Below are 25,929 nucleotides of genomic sequence, written 5' to 3'. Positions count from 1 at the left end.
CGGATGTTTAGTCGCAACCCATAGGGAGGGAACCGGAAGGAATTTGGCAACATTTGGTTCATTGCCTGGAACCGAATCATCGCCGTGGGATAAAATGAAAAGGCCCGTTTGCCCTCATCCAACCCCGCCTTCCGTCACCATGATGATTCGGTACGCACTCCTTGCGTTTTGGTTTTCGAATTGCTTGCTACGTGAGTATTCTCCTGCAGCGGAGCCATCCGTCGACTTCAAACGAGAGGTCCGGCCCATACTTTCCAATCGCTGCTTCGCTTGCCATGGCCCGGACGAGGAGAAGATTGAGTCGGGCCTGCGCCTGGATTCCCTCGCAAATGCGACGAGTCCAGCCGACTCTGGCTCGCCAGCAATCATTCCTGGGAAGGGATCCGAATCGGAAATGATCCGAAGGGTCATGAGCCAAGACCCGAGCGAGAGGATGCCCCCTCCGGAGTTCGGTGCTGCACTGACGGACGCGGAAGTCGCCGCATTGCAAGCATGGATCGATGCGGGCGCGAACTACGAGAAACATTGGTCCTTTGACCAAGTACAGGAGACCGAACCTCCTCATCTGCGAGATGCACCGAACGAGTGGCGAGATTGGCCAATATCGCCGATCGACTCTTACGTGCTGAAACCACTGTTGGAGCGCCAATGGTCCCCTTCTGCCCAAGCGGATCGCGCGGTTCTACTCCGCCGCATCTACCTGGACTTGATCGGCCTTCCACCTAGCCTGGAAGAACTCGATGAGTTCTTGGCCGACAACGAGCCCGATGCAATCGAGAAACGAATCGATGCGCTACTCGCATCTCCCGCGTATGGCGAGCATTGGGGACGCAAATGGCTCGATTTAGCGAGGTACGCGGACTCGGCAGGCTACGCCGATGACCCGCAGCGAACCATTTGGGGTTATCGAGACTGGGTGATCCGTGCTTTCAATCGCGGGATGCCTTTTGATCAATTCACCATCGAACAATTGGCTGGCGACTTGATCGAAAACCCCACCGAGGATCAACTCGTCGCGACAGCCTTTCATCGAAACACCTTGACCAACAATGAAGGTGGCACGAATGACGAGGAGTTTCGAAACGTCGCCGTCGTCGATCGGGTCAACACGACCATGTCAGTGTGGATGGGGATTACGATGGCCTGCGCCCAATGCCACAGTCACAAATACGATCCTATCTCGCAAAAAGAATACTTCGAGGTCTTCGCGATCTTCAATCAATCGCAAGACGCCGACCGAACCGACGAAAGCCCCACTCTCGCATGGTTCACGCCTGAACAGCGCCAACAAATCGAAAGTTGGAAAAAGCGGATGGAGTCGTTGCATCGCGAGTTGGACGCACCTGAACCTTTATGGGCGGATGCACAGCGCAATTGGGAAGCACTTCTTGCAGATCCTATCGCTTGGGGCCAGGTTCACCCCACCCGCATAACGCAAGATCAGGCACCAGGAGATCTACGACAAGAAGACGGTTTTTTTGAGGTGAAGCCAGCTTCTCAGGCAAACTCGCTCGAAATGGAATGGACGATCGCGAGCCTGAATGATCTCCAACAGCTCCATGGCATCGCATTGAATAGTCGAGAGTTAGAGGGTCTCAAGATCCATGAAGTCAGCGGAACATTGCGATCGCTCCAATCGTCGTCGCTACCCGCGCGCTTTATTCGCATCGAATTGCCGGGCGAGGACAAAATCCTATCGCTTGCAGAGGTACAGATATTCTGCGGATCCGACAATGTTGCCCCCCAGGGAAAGGCGACGCAGTCGAGCGAAGGATTTGGCGGAGTCGCTTCGCGGGCCATCGATGGCAAAACCGAGGGAGACTATAACAAGAACTCAGTGACCCACACTGAAAAGTCGTCGTCGCCCTGGTGGGAAATCGAACTCGCAGAGCAACAGCCCTTGGATCAGATCCGTATCTGGAATCGCACCGACAACAAATTGGAGGAACGATTGAGCGGCGCGATCGTTCGCGTTCTTGGAGCCGACCGAGAATTGATCAGCGAGTTCCGCATCGAAAAAGGAGCCCCTTCCTACGAGTTCCAAATCGTTCCTTCGGTCGTGATTCCCTGGTCCTTCGCTAGCTCCGCTGGGGAGATTGGAAGTGTCGAGGGAGCGAAAGCGATCGATGGCAAACCCCAAACCGGTTGGACCGTCGGGAGAGAGGAGCTGGAAGCAAACCGATTGGTATTGGCAATCGATTCGAGCAAATTTGCCTCGACATCGGAGTCGTTGACCTATCCTGCAACATTGACGCTTCGGTTGCAGATCCAGTCCTCGAAAAAGCAATCCGCATCCGGCTTCATGGGTGTTTTGACCAGCAATGACCCGCGATTGCTGGATTGGCTGAAATTGCCTGCCAAGGTGCACTCCATTGTTCAGAAACCCCGTGCCGACAGGAGTAGCGAGGAAGAGGTTTTCCTGCATCGCTATTATGTTCGCGCGATTGCGCCGGAGCGAGAGGCACTGCGAACGGAATTGGCTGCGATAGAACAAAAGCTTGCCGAAACCAATCCAGAAACCACGGTCCCGGTAATGAAAGAGTTGGACACCGAGAAGCGGCGTGAAACGCATGTCCAGTTGCGTGGTAATTACCGTGTTCACGGCGAGCAGGTCGAACCAGGATTGCCCGTTGCATTTCATTCGTATGCCAAATCGAAGGAGAGCAAACCAACGGGTTTGACCCGACTGGAATTAGCGAAGTGGCTGGTGCAATCGGACAATCCGCTCACACCCCGCGTGATCGCGAATCGTTATTGGGAGTATCTGTTTGGAACGGGCATTGTCCGAACCAGCGAAGAATTTGGTTCGCAAGGAGATTTGCCTAGCCATCCGGAATTGCTGGACCATTTGGCGACCGAATTGATTCGATTGGAATGGGACACCAAGAAATTTCTCCGATACCTTGTTCTGTCCCAGACGTATCAGCAGACATCCTCGGTTTCTGCGGAGCGATTCGAGCAAGATCCAGAGAATGTGCTGTTTTCACGAGGGCCACGGTTCCGCGCTAGCGCCGAGCAGATTCGCGACATGGCCCTCGAAGCTGCTGGACTGTTGTCCCATCGCATGTTTGGTCCTCCTGTCCGACCGATGCAGCCAAGTATGGGACTGAATGCTGCATTCGGTAGCAAAACGGACTGGGAGACGAGCAAAGGGGAGAACCGCTATCGAAGAGCGTTGTACACACAGTGGCGCCGCTCGAATCCCTATCCCTCTATGGCGACCTTCGATGCACCAAACCGAGAGGTTTGTGTGTTGAAGCGGGATCGCACGAACACTCCGTTGCAAGCGCTGGTGACACTTAACGATCCCGTGTTTGTAGAGGCAGCGCAGGGATTGGCAAGACGCGCGGTGTTGGTTGATGGAGGCGGTAAGTCATTTGAGAGTCGTGTGGAAAAGATCTTCGAATGGACGTTGGCGAGAAGGCCTCGTGATACGGAGGTTGCAACACTGCGTACCCTTTGGGAAGAAGCAATGTCGGAACTGGAGTCTGCACCGGAGTTGGCGACGAAGCTCGCTACCGAGCCGTTAGGGGCTCTCCCGGAAGGGGCATCCCCCAGTGAACTCGGTGCTTGGACTGCCCTGTGCAATGTCGTTTTGAACCTTGACGAATTTTTGATGAAGCCATGACCTCACCCTTTCATCACCCACTATCTCAACAGACTCGGCGTTATTTCCTCGGAGCGGCCTCCGGTGGAATAGGAGCCGTTGCGTTGCAGGGGCTCTTAGGGAATCAAGCGTCTGGAGATTCGACGAACGCTCCCTTTCGTCCGCCCCATTTTCCGGCGAAAGCTAAACATGTAATTTACCTGCACATGACGGGTTCACCTCCGAACTTGGATTTGTTCGACTACAAACCCAAATTGATCGAACTGGATGGGCAGGATGCACCTGAGTCGGTCTTGGCAGGAAAGGAGTTTGCGTTCACCAAAGGGACGCCGAAGCTCTTAGGAACAAGGCACAAATTTGTTCCATCCGGAAAGAGCGGGCTGCTCCTCAGCGATTGCTTACCGCATCTGCAGGGGGTCGCGGATGAATTGTGCATGGTGCACAGCATGCATACGGATCAATTCAATCATGCCCCCGCGGAACTATTGGTCTACACGGGGTCACCGCGCAGTGGACGACCATCGTTTGGCTCCTGGGTTACCTACGGATTGGGGAGCGAGAACGAAAATCTGCCTGCCTTTGTGGTGTTGATCAGTAGCGGTGTGCAGCCCAATGGTGGAAAAAGCTCGTTCGGCAGTGGTTTCTTGCCGAGCGTCTATCAGGGCGTTCAATGTCGATCGCAGGGAGATCCAGTGTTGTTCGCGTCCGATCCCGCCGGGATGAGTCGTGCGCTTCGCCGGAAAACGCTCGACGCATTGAATCAGCTGAATCAAATCCAAATGGAGGAGATGGGGCACCCGGAAACACAAACCCGGATTTCACAGTACGAACTGGCGTTTCGTATGCAGACTAGCGTCCCTGAAGTCATGGACATCTCTCGCGAGACGCAATCGACGCTCGATGATTACGGAGCGAAGGTAGGTGGATCCAGTTTGGCCAACAATTGCTTGCTCGCGCGGCGGCTGGTCGAATCGGGTGTTCGTTACGTCCAGTTGTTCGACTGGGGTTGGGACTTTCACGGGACTGGCCCTGCGGAGGATATTCGAGACGGTTTGACGAAGAAATGCGAGACGATGGACCGTCCCGTTGCCGCCTTGATTCGCGACCTCAAACAGCGAGGCCTTCTCGATGAGACGTTGATCATTTGGGGTGGCGAGTTTGGCCGCACGCCATTTCGCGAGGGGAGAACGGCGAAGGGGGATATCCTAGGCCGCGATCACTATCCTGACTGTTTTACCATGTTCATGGCGGGCGGCGGTACCAAAGGTGGCTTTGAATACGGCGCGACGGATGAGCTTGGCTTCGGCGTCATTGAAAACCCAGTTCATGTTCACGACATGCAAGCCACCTGGCTCCATCTGCTTGGATTCGATCACACCAAGCTAACTTATCGATTTCAGGGACGCGACTATCGGCTCACCGATGTCCATGGCAACGTAGTGCAAGCCTTGCTCGTATGATCTTGTCCAATTCAGCAGCATTCGCCACGTTATCCGAACGCAGAAACGCCAGTCGCATAGGATTTCTCAAACAACAATCCGTGCTCCATTGATCGAAAACCAAGACGATGGAGTAGTGTCACAATCCGTTGTTGATCGGCGGAGGCAACGATCCGCACGATTCGTTTTCGTTCTTGCTGGAGTTGGCGCAGCGACTCGGCAAGTAAATAGGTGTATTGCTCTTGCGCTTCATCGGTTTCTGGAAGGTCCGAGAGGACCATGCGCACCACGCTAGAATCCAAGCCGACGATACTTGGGTCCGGGTACCAGTACGAAACGATACCAGCCAATGCGGGTGGGGATTTGATCATCAAGTGAAAACGGGTCTGCTCGCAATGCCCCAGCACGGAGCTGGTCCACCAGTGGTCGTAGTCCTCGTCGAGCATGCGACCGATGGTGCACGTTCTGCGCGCTTGGATTTGCATACGGTCCATCGGGGGCCGGAACACGGAAAGGTCCAGCTCCCAACACTCGGTCGGACGAACGGGAATGAATCCCGCGTCCGTGAGCCATCGCTGCGTTTTGAAGTCGTTGGCAAACAGTCCCATCAAGTTATCGCCGTCGGCAATGCCCAGATAGAACCCGCTTCGATCTCCTCCGCCGAGCGCCGAACAACTCTTTGCACCGAGCAATTGCAGTTGAGAATCGGCGTGAGACAATAATTTGGCAGCGATTGCGTCCTCGCCCGGCCCCGGCGAAACGCAGATACGATGTATGGCCGCATGATCGCGGCTTTGGCCTTGAAGATCACGATTGCCAACAAATCCAAAGTGCGCGAATCCGACCGGATTGTTCAAAGGGTCGATGGCGAGGATGAGCTCATCCGCCTTGAAAAAGGGCTTCGAGAGGACGCAAGTGTCCCAAATGTGAACGGGACATGCTGCCATCGAGTGGATGGAGGCGTGATGCAGCCCCCAAAGTTTGGCTAAAACGGGAGTGTCTGTATTGAGAAACGCCCTAATCGACCACACAAATCACCCCAAAACTGCCGGAACGCGGAAACATTCTTCGTCGGCGGAAGGGGCATTCTGAAGCGCTTCGGCTCGCGTCACCGAGGGCCTCGGGCTATCCACAGCGAGGATATTCGCTAGCTCGATCGCGTGGACCATGGGATCGACGCCATCGGTATTTGCGGCAGCGAGCTCGTCCACCAAGGTGACGACTTTGGAAAGTTGTTCCGTGATTTCAGCCAATTCGGCTTCGTTGAATTCCAGACGTGCCAGATTGGCGACTCGGCGTACATCATCGATTGTGAGAGACATCTGTCACCTTGCTTCGAATCTTGCCCAGATGGGGAGGGTTTGCGGGTTGGATAGTATACACGATACCACCTAACACCATAAAAAAACCTGCTAACGCATCGGCGGAGCAGGTTTTGATTCGATTCTTTGCCAGCTATTCGTCGTCACGTGACTGCCGGACTCGCAATTACCCCAGAGTTGACGCCTTGGGATTCATGACCCGAGGTGAGGGCAACGGCTGGGGCGTTCGAGCCAAAACGCGAAGCGGAACGCCGCAGATTGGTCAGATCAGCCCCAAACGGAGGCAAACCCAGATGGAGGCAAACCCAGACGGAGGTACTTAGCTAGGCAGCGAGAAGGGCTTATTGCGAACCGCTTTGCGGATACGGCCGCTGCGGATGCACTGAACGCATACACGCATACTGCGAACTTCCCCGCTCGGAAGCGAAGCCTTGACGTTTTGAAGGTTGGGGGTGAAGCGGCGCTTGGTGATCCCGGTGATCTTGGTACCGACACCGCCCAAGTACTTTGCTTTACCGCGTGTTTCTACTTGGTTGCCAACCGAAGCTGACTTGCCGCAAACCTCACAGGCCTTGGACATGATCCACCTAAAATTCAGCGAAAAATACAAAAAGGTTCGAACCGAGGGTTCCAAAGCATTATCGGCAAAGGGATCGGTCCATCCACAGGGGAAGCGGAGTATATCGAGGTCGCCCCGGGTGGCAATGTCAAATTTGGAAGCCCTAGCCCCGATTGATGAAAAAACGCTGGGAAATTACACTGGTAGGCCGGTCGGATGGGGTCGCACGGAGCGGTCTTTCGACGGACTTATCTTCTTCTGCGCCCCAGGATTGGCATGACCCTCCAAAAGTTTACACGGGAATTTGCAAGTGTCACGGAAGCTGCCGGCAACTTGGCGTGTGCGGTCAAGGCGGACGCGATTCTTTTCCTACTCGATGCCGCGACCGACTGGGAACGCCTGCGGGAACTGGTCCCGACGGAGATCAAACGGGTCTTAGTCGCGACCGATCGCGAAGAGGACTTGGCAGGTGCCGATAAATTCGGCCTGATCCCATTGGTCCTGAACAAAGAAGACTCCCCGCTTCTCGAACGACTCCAACATGCCCTCATCGAAGCCGTCGCCGATGAACTGCTCGCCAGCCACTGTGACGTGATCGCGGTTTACTGCGCCTTTGAAGTCAACCGAGTCGATTCCATCTCTATCATCCGCCTCGACGAACGGATGCGCCGCTTTACCAGCCGCGACTTGCAACGCCTTGAAAGCTCCGTTCCTCTCAACAATCTCAAAATCGTGATCGACCTTGCCGTCGCTATCGGACGAGAAGGTCGAGAAGGAAATAAAGTTGGGACAATGTTCATTGTGGGCGACACGCGAAAAGTGCTGCAACACTGCAAGGACAGCGGATTCGACCCGCTCAAGGGTTACAGCCGAAAATCCCGCAACCTCCACGATCCCCGTGTGCGTGAAGACATCAAAGAGATCGCACAGATGGATGGCGCGTTCGTTGTCTCCCCCGACGCTGTGGTGGAACGCTCTCGCCAAATCGTTGAGGTGCTACACGAAAACCTGCAGCTCTCCAAAGGGCTTGGGTCTCGCCATTGGGCTGGTGCGGCTATCTCCCAACGGACAAAAGCAATTGCCATCGTGGTAAGTCAATCAAGCGGGACCGTACGTGTCTTCCAAAACGGAGCGCTGGTACTACGCATCGAACCGATGGACCAAGCGGTGAAGTGGCAAGAATTCAACTACGAATCGCCGGCTATCGAAGGTGACGATTGAGCGACGTCCCCAATCCCAGCCAGAAGGGGCTTGGCAGCCCCCTGTCACCGGGTGAATACCCGATCGACGCCCCCTCTGTCGTCGTCGTTACCGGCTCTTCGTCAGGTATCGGACAAGCAACGGCGATCGCGCTCTCCAAAACATCGGCTCAGATTGTTGTTCACGGCCGCTCGCATTGGCAGGGAGCCCAGCGAACGGCCAGCACGATTCAATGCCAACCTAGGTCGAACTGCAAGGTCGTGATGGCGGACCTATGCGTCGAGCCCTCGCGGCGAGCGTTCGTCGATGCAGCCTTCGCTTGGCATGGCTATGTCGATGCCTGGATTCACTGCGCCGGCGCCGATGTTCTCACGGGACAAGCCCGAGAGAAAGGGTTTGCTCAAAAGCTGGAGCAACTTTGGAAAACGGATGTCGAAGCGACTATCCATCTCAGTCGACTGGTCGGCAGTCGGATGGCAACCCAAACACAAAGACCCTCTACCCCGGCCATGATCCATATCGGTTGGGATCAGTCGTCCAAGGGATTTGAAGGAGACAGTGGCCAGTACTTTTGCGCTACCAAAGCGGCCGTGGAAGCCTTTTCGAAGTCCCTAGCCCTCACCCTGGCCCCTCGCGTCCGCGTGAACTGTGTATCCCCAGGCTGGATACAAACCGAGTGGGGATCTCAAGCCGAAGGTGGCTGGAGCGACCGGGCCATCGGTGAATCGCAACTTGCTCGCTGGGGAACACCCGACGATGTAGCCGAAGTGATCGTCGCCCTTTGCAGCCCGGCTTTTCGCTTCGTCAATGGCCAAACCATTCCCGTGAACGGAGGATGGAAAAGCATGCTCATTGCGCCTCGTTGCACCGACACGGCTTCATCGAAATAACCCAGTGATGTTGCTTGCGCTCCATCACCGGCTACAAGCTTCTATCCCTCCGGCAGAACACTTACGCGTTCACCTCGTTTCACAGTCAGCCGTAAGCGTAAGCGTTCACTTCGTTTAACAGTCTCCGTAGGCGTACACGTCTGAATGCGCAAGCAATCCCCAAAACGCATTCATCAAGTTTCAGAACTGAATCTTGTACTTGTCGGTCATCTTCTTTCGCATTTCTGCAAGGCTCTGCTCAAGCACGGCAATGGTTTGCTTGAAATTGGCATTCCCCGCGGATTGACTGACCGTCGAATATTTAGCGGACGCATTGGGGTCATAATAGTACCCGTATCCGTAACCATAACTGTTTTCGTATCCATAGGCTTGAGCGCCCCCCGCTGCGTTGTTCACAACCGATGCGGCACCCGTCTTGATGTTCACCATTTGCATGGTAACCATATTGTTTCGAAGACACTTGGACACCTCGGTGCCGAACGAAACCAGTTCAGGGTCGACATTGAGAGTGGGTAGCTCGTCGATCTTTCTTGCCATATTGCCGTTCCATTGGGCTCGCTCTCCGGTATTCGACGCGGAATGATCTCGAACACGGGCAACAATGTTGGTGACTTTCGAGAGATACGCCTTCGATATTTCCGCTACGTCGCTATTGCTCGTTTCTTTCACATCGACAGTCTTACCAGATGCATTCGAAACCATGCGATGCACCGAAAACAGGCCGACAAGATCGTCGAGCGCCGACATCGCGATTTTGCCCGAGGCGATCAAGTCCTTGCCTTCGACGGAGATCTCCCATTGGTCGAACTCTTTGAAGAAAATCCCATTGCGAATAAGTATCTCCTTGAGGATTGGCTTTGCCGCTGAAAAAAGCTTGACCGGGCTATTTTCGAAACGGAATTTCGCGGTGAACTTTGCATCACCATCAAAAACCATCTGGATACCAACCAATTTGGCAATCTCTTTGGAAAGAGACTTTCGGTCCTTTTCACTTATCGATTCGAAAGTGAACAGTCGTTCTTCGAGAGCAGATGGCGAAAGCACGTCAGCGACATCGATGCTGATCATCAGTGCGCAATCCACTGTCGGCTGTTCCGCAAAATCCAGTAGCACGCCCGTCGGGTTGACGGGTCGATCTTTGCGAAGCCATTGGCCGACCAGCTTCCGGTCTGTTGGACGCACAATCGCCATGACATCATCCGGCAAAGGAATCAAATATGTCTGTTTTGGGGTCCAGACGATTTTCTTTCCTGCAACTTCGTCGATGTATCCACTGTAGAGAGATGCAATCGTCTCGTTCGGGGGAGTCATCTTTAAAGTGGCGTACCCGATTTCCCATTTCGCTTGCAAGGTGGAGAAATCAAGGGCGCTGGCAATCCGCACTTCCTTTACCTGAGGAGACAATTCGGAGGCGATGGAGGAATCCCCCGCGGTCGATCTGAGCAACTCTGCATCAATGTAGACGGTCGCATTGGGGAGGCCCTGGCTGGATTGAATCACCTGCTTCATCGTAGGGGGGGCGGCTACCGCTACCCCTGGTAAAGTGGCCAAAAGCGTACCGATAACCAATGCCTTACCCGAATTCCAGGTAGCGTTCTTCTTTGGGTTCATGCTCAAACTATCTCTGCATTCTCTAGATAACGATCACGGATCTCGACCTTCGCGATCTTCGAGACCGCCAATCCCATCATCTTAGATAGCCGCTTGAGTTTTGTCCGTTCTCGTGCTCTCTTTTTCATCGAATCCCTGGGAACCGATCGAGAATAGGGACTTGAGTACCCTCGTTTCCTCCCCAAATGGACTAGTAATCACCCATGGAAACCAGTTGTCCATCGGCTCGATTCCCTAAGTTTTGCAGAACTGTTGTATCGGTGGATTGCGACACAAAACGAACCGCCCCATCGCAAATCACCACATTGACTCCGCCCGTGTGGTAGCTACCCAATCCACCGACTTCGAGAGAGCCGAGCGGCAATGGTTCCTTCTCCTTTTTACTAAGTTCCTCTTCCGACAAAGCGAGCTTTGCACCATTGATGGAGCTTGTATTGCGAAGTGTATCGCGGGTTCCCGAGGTCCAACCGAATCGGTCGCCACTCCCTCGTTTCTCTGAGACCAAGAAGGTATTGGTTAAGCCATCTGTGATCTCGTTGAATCGAATGACACTGTTCAGAAAAAGAACGCCGTTGTTTGTCTTGTCAATCGGCGATTCCGTTGCATGGTGGATCCCAACGTAGCTGGAGATCCGGACCGTTGCATCCTCTACGTCCGAGCGTCGCATGTACTGGTCAGGACTCGATGGGCAAATGAACGTTGGGATCACAGCATTGCGCACCGGGAGGTTTTCCGATGCGTAGACTCCTAACTCTTGATTGAACAATTTGTAAGCAGCCGATTGTTCCAAATAGGGTAAGAGCTGGACGGTCCAGCTGGTGTGGTTTCCAAGCGGTTCGTATCGAATGGGACCATCCGGATTCGAAACTCCCGCAGGAAGAGTGCCGTAGTTGAACTCAAAGTTATGGCTCGCCAGCCCAAGTTGCGCTAAGTTGTTCGTGCATTGCATCCGACGTGCGGCCTCCCGGGCTGCCTGCACGGCTGGCAAAAGAAGTCCCACGAGAATGCCGATGATTGCAATGACCACCAACAGTTCCACAAGTGTGAAACCCCGCTTCCAATTCGATCTGGCATAAATACGCATAAAATGTCTCCTGGACTAAAAGGTGCCGTTAGTTGTTATTGATTGAGTTGATACCGATGCGGATACTGCTAGGGGATCCAGTCCGACCCCTTTGTTCACGCTCTGTCACCAATCGCTCTTGCAGCGACTCCAAGACCGAGCGATCCAATTCGATCTCGTAACGCGATTTAACTTGGTCAATCGATGATGCCGCGTTTTCATTCGCCCCCGCTGCATGAACAATTGCCGCGATCTCCATTCGGTAACGCTCGGTTTCGTCCAAGCGGACGACTTTCACACTCCACTCCCCCGAAGTGGCTGCATTCTCATCAAGTCGAATACTCCCTCGCTTCTCCACGGATTCCGCTTCCGCAGACCAATGTAGAACTCCAAATTGAAGTGCCGCATATCGAAGCATTTCCGCCTGCAGAGCCACTTCTTCCACCTCACATTGCCTCCGCGCACGCAGCGCAGGGGGGACGAGGGGGACGATCATTCCCGTGACAATAGTGAGCGCTGCGACGGCAACGATGATGGCTATCCCGCGTCTACCACGAGTGTGCAAGGTTCCCCGATGCAGCTTCCAATAACTATTCTTCATTGCGGACTCCTGATTCTGTACCCGGTCGCGACGGCTCGGTCGCATCCATGTCATCGCCCAGCAACCATGGAACCTCGACGATCATTGTTTTGTGCGGTAGCAATTTCTCACGGTCGTCGGGCGCGTGCCGAACCAAAGAAAGCCGAACGTTCTGACGGTTCGCATCGAACGATGCCACCGTATGCGGACCTAAATGAAATCGCTCCGTTGTCACTCTCTCCCTCTCGAAGCCGATTTCCTTCCGTTCGAGATAGAGCTCTTGGATCCGATAAGCGATTTCATTGCCCCCCAGAATCTTCATCACGAGCACACCACTATCCGGACTGGAGATCGAGATGGCATGATGCGCGTCCTCTCGAAACTGCCTTACCAACAACGTGTGGGAGCGACCAAGGTTGAATTGGCTTTGAAATCCGTTCGCAAAAGATAGCGATCGGTGAATAAGTTGCACGGCGACCAACGTCACCACCCCCGAAAGACCGATTAGGATCAATTGCTGAATCAACATGGATCCGCGTCGTTTATTTCTCAAGGTGCATCTCCTTGTTTAAATGCGATCCATCCCGATAGTTCGATCGGCTCGCTGGCTGGGGAGGTCGTTCGAAGAAAGGTCACGGTCCCACGTATTCCAATCTCATCGTGGATTTCTTTGTAGCGGAGGACGGAATCGGGCCAGCGATGCAGGAGGGAGTCACTAGGTTTCCACTCCACAGGAAGTTTGGAGAGCTCGTCGGCGTTCTGCGCCAGCCGAGACTCCAATTCGTTAGCGATTTCTTGCAAGGCGATCGATCGATACTCAGCATCGACCCCAATCGCTCGGATGCGAACCATCAAAGCGGCCGATGTACCGATGACTGCAACGAGGAGCGTGCAAGCGACAACGATCTCAATCGAGGCGATCCCTGCTCGTATTTTGGTCTTGAAGGGAGAAATCATTTTTGGGTTGAGCACGGCTCGTTTCCCCTTAGGAAAGGCTTGTGATGAGCGACACGAGGAGTTCGAAGAACGAGATGCAGATCAGGCCAACAAAAAGCCCAAACACGATCGCTAACAATGGATGGGACAACAGGACCTTCAACGCCGACCAACGCTCTTGCTGCGAACGACTCTGACGCGCTTGCGATTCCAAAAAGTAAGCTTGCAGATTGGCCTTCTCGTGCGACGTCAGAAATTGGAATTCGGAAGGAGAAATCATTTTGGAAGCGCTTAGTGCCTCCCAGGCAGGCGTCCCCAACTCGATATCGTTTCGCGCTTCGAGCAATCGGCCTCTCGTCTCCCGATGAAAGTGGTATTTCGCCAGAGTGGATAGGATGGTTGACAGCGGCCTGTCGAATCGCAGGGCTAAAGCAATCCATTCCATTGTTATCGGCGGGATTTGAGGGCCGAATCCATCACCAAATATGCGGCTCCATTTTCGCCATAGCCAGCGTTCCCAACGCTTCGCGATACTAATCGTGCTGAGGAATACCAACCCTAGGAGTATCAAGGGCCAAAGTCGGACAAATGCGTTCCATAGATAACCGACGATTTGAATTTTGGCCGGCAATTGCATCGCGAATTCGTCAAAGATCTTGATCAGCGTCGGATAGATCCGGAGCATCAAAAAGCTCCAACAAATCAGCGTCACAATGGTCATGCTGATCCAGTAGAGCCGATCGAATCGCGGACGACTGGCTCTCCCCCGAAGTCGGTCTCGCTGCATTTCAATCAGTTTGTCCAGTCCAGGGATCAGCAAACCAGAATGAGATCCAATGCGAATCGTGAGAATTGTTTCTTCATCCAACAACGAAGGAAACTGCTCGCATGCGTTCGGGAGAGAAACGCCCGCCTCAAGTTGCCCAGCAAGCCTTCGAACATCTCGCTGCGCTCCCCCTCGAAGCTCTTCTGCGAGCGCACGCATGGTCGGCGCCATCGGGCGATGTGTGACGATGGCGGCTCGAAGGACTTGCAAAAAACCAAGCTGTATCGCTTCGAAGTCGTCTCGATGGGTGAATGAGACGGACCGCCAAGGAACGCCCTGCCGATGAACCAGTCGAAAAGATTGAGTTGCTGACATCGTATGGCTACTCCTTACGAGAGCGCAGTGACCAAGGAGACAAGTGGCAGGAGGAGCGCCAGAATCAACATCAGAACCAATATTCCCGTTAGAAAGACCGCCCAAGGTGAAGCGGTTTGTTCAGTTTTCTCAAGAAAAATCTCTGCTCGTGTGCGATAGGAATCGGCTAGAGCACGAAGAAACGCTGGAGCATGCGGGTCGCTGGTTTCTTGCAATGTTTGAATTAACAGCGGAGGATACGGGAGATCCACGCCGGCAGGCTGTGCGACATCGCCCGTCGCTTCCCATTTCTTCACGCCACGTTTTACCGAGTCTCGCTCCAGTGTGTCGACTAAGCTCTTTGCATTGCACTGCAGCCAATGGCTCTGGCTTGTCTTCGCTGCAACGCTGATGGCGTCACGATCCATCGCCCCTAGCTCTTTCAGCTCGGCAAGGGTTTGAAGGAATCGCGACATGGCAAGTAAGTTTCGTCGGCTCCCTGAAACCAGCAATCCAATGGGTCGAAACGATTGCAGCCGATCGACGATACTAGCCCCAAAGACCTTGAGACTCCCCCACAGAAGATATCCGGCAATCACCATGATGGAGAAAGCAAGGATGTAGTCCCGTGTCCAAGCATTGACGGTAAAGACCAATCGGGTGATGGATGGAAGCCTCAATTGGAACTCCCGAAACATCTGCTCGAAGACGGGAGAGATCCAGTACGCTTGCATCAGGAACAGAGTCATCGTGACAGCCAACACGATCGCAGGGTAGTTCACGAACGCACTCCACGCTCGTGTTGGAAGCGAGGGAGTTCGAAGAAGTATTTTCGAGTCACGCCGAAGGCCCGCCATATCTTGTTCGGAATACCGCAACAGGACAGGAAGCAAAGCAGATGCCCCGTTGGAGCCGAGCAACTCCTCTGCGGTTGCGGAATCTCGAAGTTTAGTCATCCACCTCCTCGTGCGTGGGTCAGCCTTGGAATAAACCTCGCTAAGCCCAGTCTCTAAGAACTCCGCTAAGGGCTGACGGCTCTCGAGGGCTTCGTCGATCTTGATCAAGTAAGCAGGTCGTTCGGTGCTCATTTAGAATGCTCCCGCAGGCAGTAATGCGTAAAGCAGTTCGATCATAGGACCGAACACAGCGAGGCCTACGCCGAAAACGATCAAGCCACTCATGGCCAGGAATACCATGTAGGGGGCTGAAGAGACTTTGAATGTCATCCGCTTTTCGAATGCCCAATCGGCTCCCCAAACAGCTAGCCAATTCTTGTGGATCAAACCGCTGGAGACTGGTTCTTCGCTCACGGTCTCTGCTGCCGAAGGGGCTTTCTCAATGGACCTTAATAGATCGGTCGCCGATTCGATCGTGTGGTTCCGAGAAGTAAGGAGCTCGATGAACTTTCCTTTTTGCCATTTGGTGATGGCGATCACCTCGGAAGAGCGTTCGTTCCACCTCGCCCCCTCCCGTCGCTGAATCCATCGATAGAGAGAAAAGATCGCGAGAAACGCAAGAGCCAAGATTCCAATCCACAGCCCAAACGGCAGGTCGGAAATCTGTTTCATCCAACGGACGAGAATGCCAGGCTGCAGATGCGAATCGCGATAAACAAACAGCAGTGCTCTCGCTCCCCATGCGCTCCAAACAATGAGTATGAGAAATGCCAGGACAAGAAGTATGGCCAACTGCAAGGGCAAGAACCATGTCCGTCTTGTCCCAGGAATCTTCGCGAAAGGAGGCTGCAAAAGTTCAAACGATTCGGGCGATCGCTGGGTCGCTAACCACGCGTTCCAAGATAAACGTACTGGAAAGGAGAAATCCGATCTCGCATCCAACGCATCTTCAAAGCTTTTTCCCCGCCCGACCTGCATTGCGAACTCATTCGAATAGGTTTCGATTTGCCGTGCGAGGCGCTGGGGATTCCCCCAGGGCGATCGGCTCGAAAGGTTGCTGGCTATGAGCAGATCTTGTAGCTCCCTCTGAAATTCGAGGAAGTCGCTCAGGCTGGCTTGCTGTTCTAGAAGTGTTCCCATGCTCGGTGCTCCACGCGGTCGGTCGGGGGGGTTACCCAACAGATGCAGTGCACGCAGGGATTTATTTAGTTACTTGGAGAGGATTTGATTGGCGATCGGCAGCCTTCGCTGCGATTCGGCTCGCCACTCTTCGTAGGCTTGCAAGGTAGCGTCATGAATATCGGTAGTCGTGGTATCGTGAATTTCCAACGTCCGCTGTTTTATCGCTTCGTAGGTGCGAGGTGTTTGACGAGCCTGAATCGAGGCCAACCAAGGCCAGCAGAGTGAACTACACCACGCGATCACTGCAACACCGATGATTGCGTAACCGATGCGCCGCTCGCCTTCTTTCGCATCCGACCAATCTTTGGCTGCTTCCAATAGTCGCGGGCGCAAGTCATCGGTGGGGACGATGTAATCCTTTGCTCCGCGGATCCACTCGATCACACGCTCGTCATCATTTCCGAAAGAATTGGGGTCCTGAGTCTGTCTAGCCATCTCGGACGGACTCCCCTCGTAACGAAACCAACTTGGGAGCTAACTTCTGAATGGCATAGCGAAAACGACTTGCTGCGGTCTGAAGCGAGCACTCCAGTACCTCCGCGATTTCTTGAAACGTCAGCTCTTCCCAAATCTTGAGAACGACAACCTGTCTCTGCTCGAGCGGTATGGAGCGAAGAGCCTTGAGAACCTCACGATGCATGTCTTCTTGCTCGAGACCATCCGTGGTGCGGTACGCGAGCAAATCCCCGATCCCCAACCCCAGTGTCCAGCGGCGCTTCTTTCTAAGGACAATCAACGATTCATTGCGAACCATCCGCAAAAGATAGTGCCAAGGTTCTTGTGCATTCGTCAGCATTGCCGGGCGTGCCACGGCAGACATCAACGCCGCTTGAACGGCATCCTCGGCATCGTGCTGATTTCGAGTGATGGTGATGGAGAAACGGACCAAACGCTGTGCGGTCAAATCGAATAGGCCAGCCAATGCCGACGGAGCATCCTCCGACATTCGTTCGGCATACTGGCGGATCTGATTGGAAAGGGAATCTTCGCACATCGTAGAATCGTAGATGTTTCGCCCCAAGAGAATTATCTAACCGAATTTTGTTTTTCCAGCCTTGCCGATTCGGCGGGGGCTAAAGTCGGCTCCCCGCTGAGAATTCCAATGGATGCCAAGAATACGTCCGCTTCGCGCAAGGTGGCGATTTGCCATGCTCCGCGATTAAAAAAGCCGTGCGGTTGTTGCGGAGCCAAGAAGACTTGCAATTGGCTTCGTTCGACGTTCCTCCACTTTGCTTCGACACCATCCCAGCCTTTTTTCCATGGATCGTTGGTCCCAAAGAAAACAACTGCGGGGGCGTCCACGGCACCTATATGCTTCTGGCCATCGATTTCAGCATCCACCGAATCCTCCTCGGTGAAGGCAGGATTGAACAGAACATAGCCAGCGACGCGTGTGGATATTTCGAGCGGGTCGTTGGGGTCGTTCAAATCCGGATTGGTAGTAGCAAGAAGGCCTACATGACCGCCCGCTGAGCCCCCTCCTACAACGAGCTTCTCAGGATGGATTCCCAACTTCTCTGCATTCTGTTTCATCCAGCGAATCGCGCTCTTCGCATCGGTCACACATACCCGCTTCTTCGAAGTCGATCGATTCAGTTTGGCTGCTTCCCCCTTATCGAGCATTCGGTAATTGGCGGTCGCTGCCACAATCCCCCGGCTCGCAAAGTATTGGCATGCAGCCCGGAACTGCTTCAGAGAGCCACTTGACCAGCCACCCCCATGGAACATCAGAATTGCAGGAACTCGCTTCGCTGACGGGTCATGATCCTTGGGGAAATAGATCTCCATGACCTTCTCCTTACCTCCCGATTGCTTGTAAACAAACTCCTTCCCCGGAGCTTCACTCAGCGCAGCGGATGCTTGACGATGGACAACCTCGGAATCGTCCTGCCCCAACACCGTTGTCCCAAGCAACACGACTGTCCCGAGAAATACGACGGACGAGACCGTGATCGAGGTCATCGACAAAAGAATGAGGCCAAAGCACTTCATGGCAGAATTCCAGCGAAATGAGAGATGGAAAGGACCGATCTATTCTACTTGAGAAAGGGACCAACAGGCGGATTTGCAGCCAGCTCCATGGAATTCGAAGGGATGGAGGCGAAGCAAGTCGTGGTGGATGGCATCCTACGGCGGGGCAGTCGAGTTCTAGGATGCCCTTGTCGCAGCGTGCTGGAAAAGGCTACAGTTCCAGACAGGGTCCTGCTTTGGGAGGACTGCTTCGTCTCCGATTCGCTAGCCAAAATCAAATCAAGTGGCCACTCCAGTCTCCTCTGCCAGTATGCTCGACGCTGAAATCCGTGCAGCTTGCGTGTTCGAAACGAATCAGAATGCGGAACAAAGCGTTTTGGGCCAATACATACCGTTGCACTACCATTTTCAAATGCTGCAGGATAAGCAACGTTTGGAAGGCTTTCGCCGCGCGTTGGAATTGCATGTCCGACCTGGGATGCACGTGCTGGAGCTTGGTGGTGGTACAGGAATTCTCTCCAGTTTTGCTGCCCGTTGCGGTGCGACGGTGACCTGCGTCGAACGGAATCCTGAATTGGTGTCGTTCGCTCGTCGTACCTTGCAGGCAAACGGCTTGGATCAGCAAGTCACAGTGGTGGAGGGGGATGCGACCGAGTTTATCCCCTCGCAGCCTGTCGACGTTGTGGTATGCGAGATGCTCCATGTCGCTTTGCTTCGCGAAAAACAGACAAGTGTCTTGGAGGCCTTCAAAGAAAACTACTTGCGCCATTGGAACGAAGAACTACCTCGCTTCATGCCTGAGGCGTCAAGATTGATGGTTCAGATGATCCACCATCCCTTCGACTTCGACGGCTACTACGCTCCATTGCCGATCTTTCAAGCCCCCGATAAGACTGCCAACGATGGCTTGATTGAGTTAAGCCCACTCGTCGACTACGCACATATTTTCTACGACGAGCCGATCCCCGATACCGTTCGATGGCGCGGCAGGTTACGTGTTTCGGCTAGCGGGTTTGTGTCAGCACTTCGCTTTGTCACCCAAAACTTCCTTTCGGTCGAAAGCCGTGGCGACTCACCCACATGGTCCAACCAATTCCTCATCCTTCCTCTCCATGAGCCTTCACCGGTTCTGGCTGGGCAAGAAATCGATGTGGAATTCTCCTATCGATTTGGTGATCCCATCGAGAGTCTGCATCATTCGATTCGGATAGACTATCTACCCGTGACCCAGCAAGACGATCGAATGTGCGAAAGTGACTACCTGAATCGCCAGTCGACATGCTCTTCGTAGGCCATCGCTTTGGCGATCAATGCATATAGTTCTGGATCGTATGCCGCCAGGTCCTCGCGGCTTCTAATCTGTTGCTTGGAATCGGTTGGGCAAGGGGATTGGCCAACGGCATGGAAATACGCCAACACCCCATAGATCCATAGCTCGCGAGGGCCATGGCAAGCCTGTGTCCCAAGCCACTTCTTCTGTTGCACGTGCTTGGAGTGAAGCGATTCGAGCGTCGAACGCATTCGATTGTCGAATCTTTCCAGTCGGAGTTCGTACTGCTGCCATATTCCTCGCGGTCGCGATTCCCAGTCTGGATCCAGCGGTCGGTCGATGGCGATCTTGTAGACGGCATCTGCCAACAACTCCATCAGATGGCTATTCGCAGAAGATCCGGCCTCTCGCGACGCGAACAAATTCTCTTCGCTCACGACGATCCGCTTGATCTCAGGGCTATAGGGGAGAAATCGGCAGAGCAGATCAACCGAAACTCCCTTCGCTACCCCGTTTTGAACCTCGGGAAGCTGGCTCAACGTTTCTTCTTTCCCGAGCACAACGATTTGAACCTCCGCAGCGAGGAGCGCCTTCAACACGTCATGGCGATAGGCAAACATTTTGCGAACGATGTCATTCGCGATCAGCATCGCTTTGTCCGAAGCATTTCTGCCAACGACCGGCATCTCGCGGGCCCAACAGAATTTTGTGTAGTAGCCATCGATGGGGAGTTTAGCCGGCGGTGCCTCGATCTGAGGCAAGGTTCGCGGGAAGGAGTACCGCCAGTCTTGGGACTCGGAGAGTCGAAACGTTTCGCGAACTAAATCATAACCCTTTGGGTCATAGGTTTTCAGTTGCTCGCGCGTACCGATCGGACCGTGGTTCCAGTTGTTCACGCGATTGCAATCGAAGTAAGCTTGGCAGATCTCAGCCCAATATTCGCCTGGGTTCGTGCTCGCATAGGCATACTTGTACAGACCTTGGTCAATGGCGGATTGATAGGTAGCTTTCAGCCGATCGCTCCAAGTTCGATCCATACTCCGAAGCGCTCCGTCGATCGTATGACAGAACTCATGGACGCCAATGCTCTCGTCGTCGTATCGATCGAGCGCAAAACCAATCAAGTTCTCTTCGCCGAAGCTGGTCGGCTTGCCGCCAGTGCCGCGCACGCGTTCATTCTGAAATGTTGGATTCGGATGATCGCTGTACTCGGGCATATCGGTGTAGAGCTGTTCTTTTCCAATGATGATGAGGTACATTCCATTGCGTTGCATGGATTGCAAAACATCGGGCCGTCCAGCCAACATATGGCTTACGATGTTGTGTGTTCGGTGCAAAGCCTCGTCCGTGACTTCTTCCGCGGCGACAACGGGTAGTCCATCGACATCGAGATACTTCTTGTAAAAGCTCCTCGCTCTATCGCGATATCGTTCACGTACCAATTCAAAAAAAGAATTGGGGGGGAGGCTGACCTGGAGTTCCTTCTCGACATCCGGTCGATTTTCAGGAATCGAGGCCTTGGTCACTTTCTTTTCTTGCGGCTTCGTCGTTGCAACCGGGGCCACTTGGTCCTTCGATTGCGAAGAAAGTGTTTGCAAGGGGGATGCGGGGGGTGAATTCTCGAGAAGGTGTCGCACGAAGAATTCGTGCATACGCCGTTGCCCATAAGCCCCTCCCATCCCGTGTCCACCATTCGGGACGACGAGCAGATCGAAATCTTTGTTGGCACGAATGAGGGCATCGGCGACTCGCATCGTCGACTCGGGCGGAACGTTGGTATCCATTTCGCCGACGATCAGGAAGAGTTTGCCCTGCAAACGAAAGGCGTTATCCACGTTCGAGCATTCGGCGTAATGGGGACCGACCGGATACCCCATCCACTGCTCGTTCCACGAGGCTTTGTCCATTCGATTGTCGTGGCACCCGCAAGCGGCCACAGCCACTTTGTAGAACTCTGGATGGAACAGCACAGCACCCGCCGCATTCTGTCCTCCTGCGGACGTCCCGTAGATACCAACTCGATCGAGATCCATCTCCGGACGCGACTTCGCTGCCTCTTTCATCCAAAGGATACGGTCCTCGAATCCTCCATCCTTGAGGTTCTTCCAGCACACATCATGAAATGCTTTCGAGCGATTGGCTGTTCCCATTCCATCGATTTTCACAACGATGAACCCAAGCTGCGTCAGAGACTCGTACCGAAATGCAGGACTGAATGTTTTCGGAACAAAGGAACCTTGAGGGCCAGCATAGATATCTTCGATAACGGGGTAGCGTTTCTTCGGATCGAAATTTTTAGGGCGGCAGATGATGCCCCAGATATCGGTCTTGCCATCTCGTCCTTTCGCCGCGAAGACCTCAGGTGCCTTCCATCCACTTGCCTCAAGCTCGGTCATATCGCTGGTTTCGAGCGTGCATACCAAGCCACCGTCGGAGACACGACGGAGTTCGTTCACCGGCGCTAGATCGACGCGCGAGTAGGTGTCAATAACGTACTGCTTGCTCGGTGAATACTGAATGGAATGGTTCCCGTTACCCTCCGTGAGCCACACGAGCTTTCCGTCATCCAGGGAGACGCATCCGTAGTGAATCAAGTACGGATCTTGCCCATCGCGCCCGCTGGCTTGAAACCAAAGTTTTCGATTCTTTTCGTCGATCGAATCGATGCCTCGAAGCACGATGCCTTCGGGAGTCAATCTCCTTTTTTCTTCGCCGGTTCGAGCATCGACCAAGATGGCTTGTCGCCAACCGTACTTTTCGGTGACATATATCAACTCGGTACCATTCTCCAGCCACTGTACCGGTTGCAATTGTTGATTTTCCGTGTGGGCAGTCCAAATGAAGGTATCGGACTTTTCGTCGATGATATTGCGAATAGAACCGTCAACCACATTGACTTCGATCAACCGGAACCGACCGTGCCCGCGATCCGTTTGTTCATAACTAAATGATGCACCATCTTGGGTGAATCGAATGCGAGGCCTCAACCATTCGTGCTCAAAGCGATCGACCATCGGTTTAATCTGCTTTCGCTCGACAATGCGAAAGAGGTTCAACTCGTAGGTGGGAAATGGGTCGCCGGGCAAGCTATAAGGACGGGTTTCCAATAGGGCTCGACCGCCGCCGGGCGGTGAAGATCGTATCCAATGCACGGGGAGCTTCTCGATTTTCTTTTCTCGAAATGCGATGAGCGTGCTGGAGTCTGGAGACCATTGGAGTTGGCCGTAGGTCTCTAGCTCGCTCCCATCTTCGCTTAGAGTAACTCGCTCCCCGGAATCGTTATTCACGACGACGACGTTTTGATTTTCGATCGTCCCCTTCCATTTGCCATCCGGTGAAGTGAATTCGCGAGATCGAGCTTCGCGAGGAGATGGCCGACCAGAGCCTGTGCGTGGGCGGGCGGGAATCGGGCGACCATCGATCGTGATGCGAATCGGTTCATCCTCGGCGGCGACCTCGCCAAGAACGTCTCCCTTTGCGTTGACAATTTGCCAACGGTGTCCGCCAAAGGTGTGTTGATCTCGAGTCGCCCCTTTCTCGATCTTGCCGTAGCTTTGCTTTTCGTTGTCACCGCTGACCCAAAAGATTTCAACGGGGCCTTCGGAACGATTGTCAAAGGTGATCGAACTGTCCTGACCGGTTGCACGACCGCGGGGGCGGAGTCCATTTCCTCTCGTGCTTTCTGGCGGAGCAACGGGAGGGGGTGCATCAGCAAGCGTGTTCGTCTCAGGGTTCCATCGATAGGACTTTCCGTTCGACGGGCCGATGAGGAGAATTGTTCGATCGCCATCGTTGAATTCCAGTCGATCGATCGGCAGTTTGTTCGGCGTAGCATTTTCGCCCATGGCTTTGGCGACCGCACCATGATCAAACGCGAAGGTTCGCGTTCCTGCCTGTGGATCCACCAAAATGAACTCGCGTTCACCTTGAGGGAGATCGTTTCGATACCAAAACCGATCCGAGTTGCCGATCCAATTCGGGGTAACTCGCTGCTTGTAGACGCGACCCCCGTCGCGGCCTCCGCGCCCTCGTTCTTGAGGGGAATCGGGTTGAAAATCTTGCCCCATGACGGATGCCGGCGTGGTCATAACCGACAAGAAGACCATCAACCAAGTGGAACAAATCAAAGATCTCATCGGATTCGATACTCATCCTAGAAACGGTTTCGGAACGTAGGCGCGTTCCTAGTCTACTTGGATGAGATCGGTTTTGCATCCTTTGGTTCCCGTCCGCTAGCGATTGTACGCTAGCCCGGGGGTGCCACTTCGAACAGCGAGTCGTGCGCGGCGTTGGATCGATGACAAAGCAGAGGCTAGCGAGATCCGGTTTGATACCAGAGTCCTGTGTCGCGTTTCGATCTCGCGAAATCAGCTCCGAGTGGAACTACTTCTTTCCCTTCTTGGGTGCTTTTTCCTTCAAGCTTCCTTGGACCATTGGCGGGAGCTTCTCGATTTGCTCAGGCTTGAGGAGCTTGCCTACCTCCAGCTTTGTCTTAGCCACGGCAGCTTCGGCGTCTGCCAAGACTTTGGTTTGTGCATCGCTCAGTGCAACGGCTGCTTTTACCGCTTCTTGGACTTCCTTTCCTTTCTTGCCTGCTTCGCGAGCCGCTTTGCCCGCGTCCGTTCGTTTCTTCATCATTTCGGGAGTGATCTCTGCGTCGGCCCGCATTTTGACGACGTCTTTTGCCGTTTTCATCATCAGCTCTTTGACCTTGGTCGATTGCTCAGCGGTCAACTCCGCTTTTTCCAACTGCTTCATGAACTGATTGACCATTTGTTGGGCAGGTCCGGCCTTTTTACCTTTTTCCTGTGCGAAGGCCGCGACGGGAGAGAGTGCCAAAACGAACAAGGAGCATGCTGCAAGTACTAGGGACTTCATAGAAAAACCTCAGAGTAGGGAAAGGAAAACGAAACGTGTATTCGGGTGGAAATTCGACGTGTATTGATTCAACGCGTTCTTAGGAGAACAACTGTGGGATAACCGATCCGTCCCGAACCAAGGTGATAGGGCGACCGGTGTCGGTTTGGAATTCTTGTTTGTGATCGATACCTAAATTGTGGTAGAACGACGCAGCGACATCGTCGGGCCTCATTCCTTCATGCAAAGGCCCCGCGCCGGTGTCATCGCTTTCTCCGATCACTTGCCCTCCCTTCACATTACCACCCGCCATAAGCATGAACATGCACCGGGGGTAGTGGTCGCGACCACCGAGTGTGGCTCGCGTATTGATCTTGGGAGTACGACCAAATTCACCCGTGACCATGACAGCGGTGGAGTGGAGCAGCCCTTTTTGTTCTAGTCCGTTTAGCAACGCGGACACACCGCCGTCCAGTTTGGGAAGGAGTTTCTTGCTGAGGTTATTGAAGATATCGGTGTGATTATCCCAACCGCCGATGGAAAGCGAAACGAACCGAACGCCCGACTCGATCAGGCGAATGGCGAGCAAGCAGCTTTGTTCGAAGGGATCGGCGCCAAACTGTTCCGCGAACTTCGGCGACTCCTTAGAAATATCGAATGCGAGTCGTGCACGTTCGCTGGTCAACATCGAGTAAGCCTTCTCGCTAAAGCGATTCAGTCCGGTGAGCAACTGGTCCTTGCTTTCCATCGCACCAAATTTGGTGTCGAGGTCTTTCAATAAATTCTGGCGGCGATCCAGTTGCTCTACCGTTACCCCTTGTCCAAGCGATATACCGCGGACATTGAAAGGCCGATTTTGCTGAGGGGTGGCAGACGTATTCAACGGCGCGTACTGAATTCCCAGGAAGCCCGGCCTCTGGCCGCCATTCGGGATTGCAACGAAGGGTGGGAGATCTTTGTCGACAGGGCGTTCTTTACAAACGACTGCACCATAGCCAGGGTATTCAAGTGACGAGAGGGGTCGGCTCCCTGTATTGACGTACTCGCTCCCGAGACGGTGCGCCGCGAGCGTGTGGGACACTCCTCGCAAAATCGCGTATTTGTCCATCGCTGCTGCCATTTTTGGGAGATGCTCCGAGATACGAATCCCTGGCACACTCGTTGGGATCGTTTTGAAATCCCCGCGAATTCCTTCGGGCGCATCTGGCTTCGGATCGAAGGTATCGATGTGAGAAGGGCCACCATTCAGATCGATAAAAATCCCTGACGTGGCATGGCCAGCTTTCACATTCCCCGCTTCGGCCCATTGCAGGTAGTTGGTGAGAGTTAGCCCTCCCAGGGAGAGCCCTCCGATTCGAATGAAGTCCCGGCGTGCGATTCCGTCGCAATAGGAATGGGATGACATAATGCGATTACCTTGATTCCA

22 protein-coding genes are annotated in these 25,929 nt (G+C 53.9%); 5 read left to right on the top strand and 17 right to left on the bottom strand.

What is annotated here, in order from left to right:
• The first annotated feature begins 139 nt into the window (after nt 1-139).
• Nucleotides 140-3,628 (top strand): DUF1553 domain-containing protein, encoded by a 3,489-nt coding sequence (locus SH467x_RS06145; protein WP_482370401.1) that lies wholly within the window; start codon nt 140-142, stop codon nt 3,626-3,628.
• The gene (locus SH467x_RS06140) at nt 3,625-5,067 is read left to right on the top strand and encodes a DUF1501 domain-containing protein (RefSeq protein WP_482370400.1); all 1,443 of its coding nucleotides are present in this window, start codon (nt 3,625-3,627) and stop codon (nt 5,065-5,067) included. The genes SH467x_RS06145 and SH467x_RS06140 overlap by 4 nt, the downstream gene beginning before the upstream one ends.
• 29 nt (nt 5,068-5,096) lie before the next feature.
• On the opposite strand, the gene SH467x_RS06135 is transcribed toward SH467x_RS06140, so the two are convergent.
• The 3 genes from SH467x_RS06135 to rpmB all read right to left on the bottom strand — a co-directional run bounded on the left by SH467x_RS06135 (nt 5,097) and on the right by rpmB (nt 6,948).
• Nucleotides 5,097-5,993: a hypothetical protein gene (locus SH467x_RS06135; protein ID WP_482370399.1), complete on the bottom strand. Its 897-nt coding sequence runs from the start codon at nt 5,991-5,993 to the stop codon at nt 5,097-5,099.
• 87 nt (nt 5,994-6,080) lie between these two features.
• Nucleotides 6,081-6,368 (bottom strand): Asp-tRNA(Asn)/Glu-tRNA(Gln) amidotransferase subunit GatC, encoded by a 288-nt coding sequence (gatC, locus tag SH467x_RS06130; protein WP_482370398.1) that lies wholly within the window; start codon nt 6,366-6,368, stop codon nt 6,081-6,083.
• Between the two features lie 319 nt (nt 6,369-6,687).
• Nucleotides 6,688-6,948: a 50S ribosomal protein L28 gene (rpmB, locus tag SH467x_RS06125; protein ID WP_482370397.1), complete on the bottom strand. Its 261-nt coding sequence runs from the start codon at nt 6,946-6,948 to the stop codon at nt 6,688-6,690.
• Nucleotides 6,949-7,203: 255 nt separating this feature from the next.
• On the opposite strand from rpmB, the gene SH467x_RS06120 reads away from it, so the two are divergent.
• Nucleotides 7,204-8,148 (top strand): DNA integrity scanning protein DisA nucleotide-binding domain protein, encoded by a 945-nt coding sequence (locus tag SH467x_RS06120; protein ID WP_482370396.1) that lies wholly within the window; start codon nt 7,204-7,206, stop codon nt 8,146-8,148.
• Nucleotides 8,145-9,017: an SDR family NAD(P)-dependent oxidoreductase gene (locus tag SH467x_RS06115; protein WP_482370395.1), complete on the top strand. Its 873-nt coding sequence runs from the start codon at nt 8,145-8,147 to the stop codon at nt 9,015-9,017. Before SH467x_RS06120 ends, SH467x_RS06115 begins: the two co-directional genes overlap by 4 nt.
• Before the next feature lie 180 nt (nt 9,018-9,197).
• Here the strand turns inward: SH467x_RS06115 and SH467x_RS06110 are convergent, their stop codons facing one another.
• From SH467x_RS06110 to SH467x_RS06060, 11 genes are all read right to left on the bottom strand, one after another.
• Nucleotides 9,198-10,628 (bottom strand): hypothetical protein, encoded by a 1,431-nt coding sequence (locus tag SH467x_RS06110; protein ID WP_482370394.1) that lies wholly within the window; start codon nt 10,626-10,628, stop codon nt 9,198-9,200.
• 190 nt (nt 10,629-10,818) lie between these two features.
• Nucleotides 10,819-11,712, bottom strand: a complete 894-nt coding sequence (locus SH467x_RS06105; RefSeq protein ID WP_482370393.1) for a DUF1559 family PulG-like putative transporter — start codon at nt 11,710-11,712, stop codon at nt 10,819-10,821.
• Between the two features lie 28 nt (nt 11,713-11,740).
• Nucleotides 11,741-12,292 (bottom strand): hypothetical protein, encoded by a 552-nt coding sequence (locus SH467x_RS06100; protein ID WP_482370392.1) that lies wholly within the window; start codon nt 12,290-12,292, stop codon nt 11,741-11,743.
• Nucleotides 12,282-12,824: a hypothetical protein gene (locus SH467x_RS06095; RefSeq protein WP_482370391.1), complete on the bottom strand. Its 543-nt coding sequence runs from the start codon at nt 12,822-12,824 to the stop codon at nt 12,282-12,284. Before SH467x_RS06095 ends, SH467x_RS06100 begins: the two co-directional genes overlap by 11 nt.
• A complete protein-coding gene (locus SH467x_RS06090) occupies nt 12,821-13,243 on the bottom strand; it encodes a hypothetical protein (RefSeq protein ID WP_482370390.1) in 423 nt (140 codons plus the stop codon). Before SH467x_RS06090 ends, SH467x_RS06095 begins: the two co-directional genes overlap by 4 nt.
• A gap of 13 nt (nt 13,244-13,256) precedes the next feature.
• Complete coding sequence (locus SH467x_RS06085; RefSeq protein WP_482370389.1) at nt 13,257-14,348, bottom strand: type II secretion system F family protein; 1,092 nt, start codon at nt 14,346-14,348, stop codon at nt 13,257-13,259.
• Nucleotides 14,349-14,362: 14 nt separating this feature from the next.
• Nucleotides 14,363-15,415 (bottom strand): type II secretion system F family protein, encoded by a 1,053-nt coding sequence (locus tag SH467x_RS06080; protein WP_482370388.1) that lies wholly within the window; start codon nt 15,413-15,415, stop codon nt 14,363-14,365.
• The gene (locus SH467x_RS06075; RefSeq protein WP_482370387.1) at nt 15,416-16,363 is read right to left on the bottom strand and encodes a hypothetical protein; all 948 of its coding nucleotides are present in this window, start codon (nt 16,361-16,363) and stop codon (nt 15,416-15,418) included.
• A gap of 69 nt (nt 16,364-16,432) precedes the next feature.
• Complete coding sequence (locus SH467x_RS06070) at nt 16,433-16,840, bottom strand: hypothetical protein (protein WP_482370386.1); 408 nt, start codon at nt 16,838-16,840, stop codon at nt 16,433-16,435.
• Complete coding sequence (locus tag SH467x_RS06065) at nt 16,833-17,399, bottom strand: RNA polymerase sigma factor (RefSeq protein WP_482370385.1); 567 nt, start codon at nt 17,397-17,399, stop codon at nt 16,833-16,835. The genes SH467x_RS06070 and SH467x_RS06065 overlap by 8 nt, the downstream gene beginning before the upstream one ends.
• A gap of 32 nt (nt 17,400-17,431) precedes the next feature.
• Nucleotides 17,432-18,397, bottom strand: coding sequence for an alpha/beta hydrolase (locus tag SH467x_RS06060; protein ID WP_482370384.1), 966 nt, complete (start codon nt 18,395-18,397; stop codon nt 17,432-17,434).
• A gap of 262 nt (nt 18,398-18,659) precedes the next feature.
• Here SH467x_RS06060 and SH467x_RS06055 point away from each other — a divergent pair, with 262 nt between their 5' ends.
• On the top strand, nt 18,660-19,667 hold the full coding sequence (locus SH467x_RS06055) for a methyltransferase domain-containing protein (protein WP_482370383.1): 1,008 nt from the start codon (nt 18,660-18,662) through the stop codon (nt 19,665-19,667).
• Here SH467x_RS06055 and SH467x_RS06050 read toward each other — a convergent pair.
• The 3 genes from SH467x_RS06050 to SH467x_RS06040 all read right to left on the bottom strand — a co-directional run bounded on the left by SH467x_RS06050 (nt 19,634) and on the right by SH467x_RS06040 (nt 25,908).
• Nucleotides 19,634-23,782 (bottom strand): prolyl oligopeptidase family serine peptidase, encoded by a 4,149-nt coding sequence (locus tag SH467x_RS06050; protein ID WP_482370382.1) that lies wholly within the window; start codon nt 23,780-23,782, stop codon nt 19,634-19,636. The genes SH467x_RS06055 and SH467x_RS06050 overlap by 34 nt on opposite strands.
• Nucleotides 23,783-24,029: 247 nt before the next feature.
• Nucleotides 24,030-24,524, bottom strand: a complete 495-nt coding sequence (locus SH467x_RS06045) for a hypothetical protein (protein WP_482370381.1) — start codon at nt 24,522-24,524, stop codon at nt 24,030-24,032.
• 79 nt (nt 24,525-24,603) lie between these two features.
• On the bottom strand, nt 24,604-25,908 hold the full coding sequence (locus SH467x_RS06040; RefSeq protein ID WP_482370380.1) for a DUF1501 domain-containing protein: 1,305 nt from the start codon (nt 25,906-25,908) through the stop codon (nt 24,604-24,606).
• Nucleotides 25,909-25,929: the final 21 nt, after the last annotated feature.

The sequence above is a fragment of the Brakhagea slesvicensis genome, from assembly GCF_052161625.1.
In the GTDB taxonomy this organism is placed as follows: Bacteria; Planctomycetota; Planctomycetia; order Pirellulales; family Pirellulaceae; genus JBKCUI01.
This window is presented reverse-complemented; position numbering and strand designations above follow the sequence as displayed.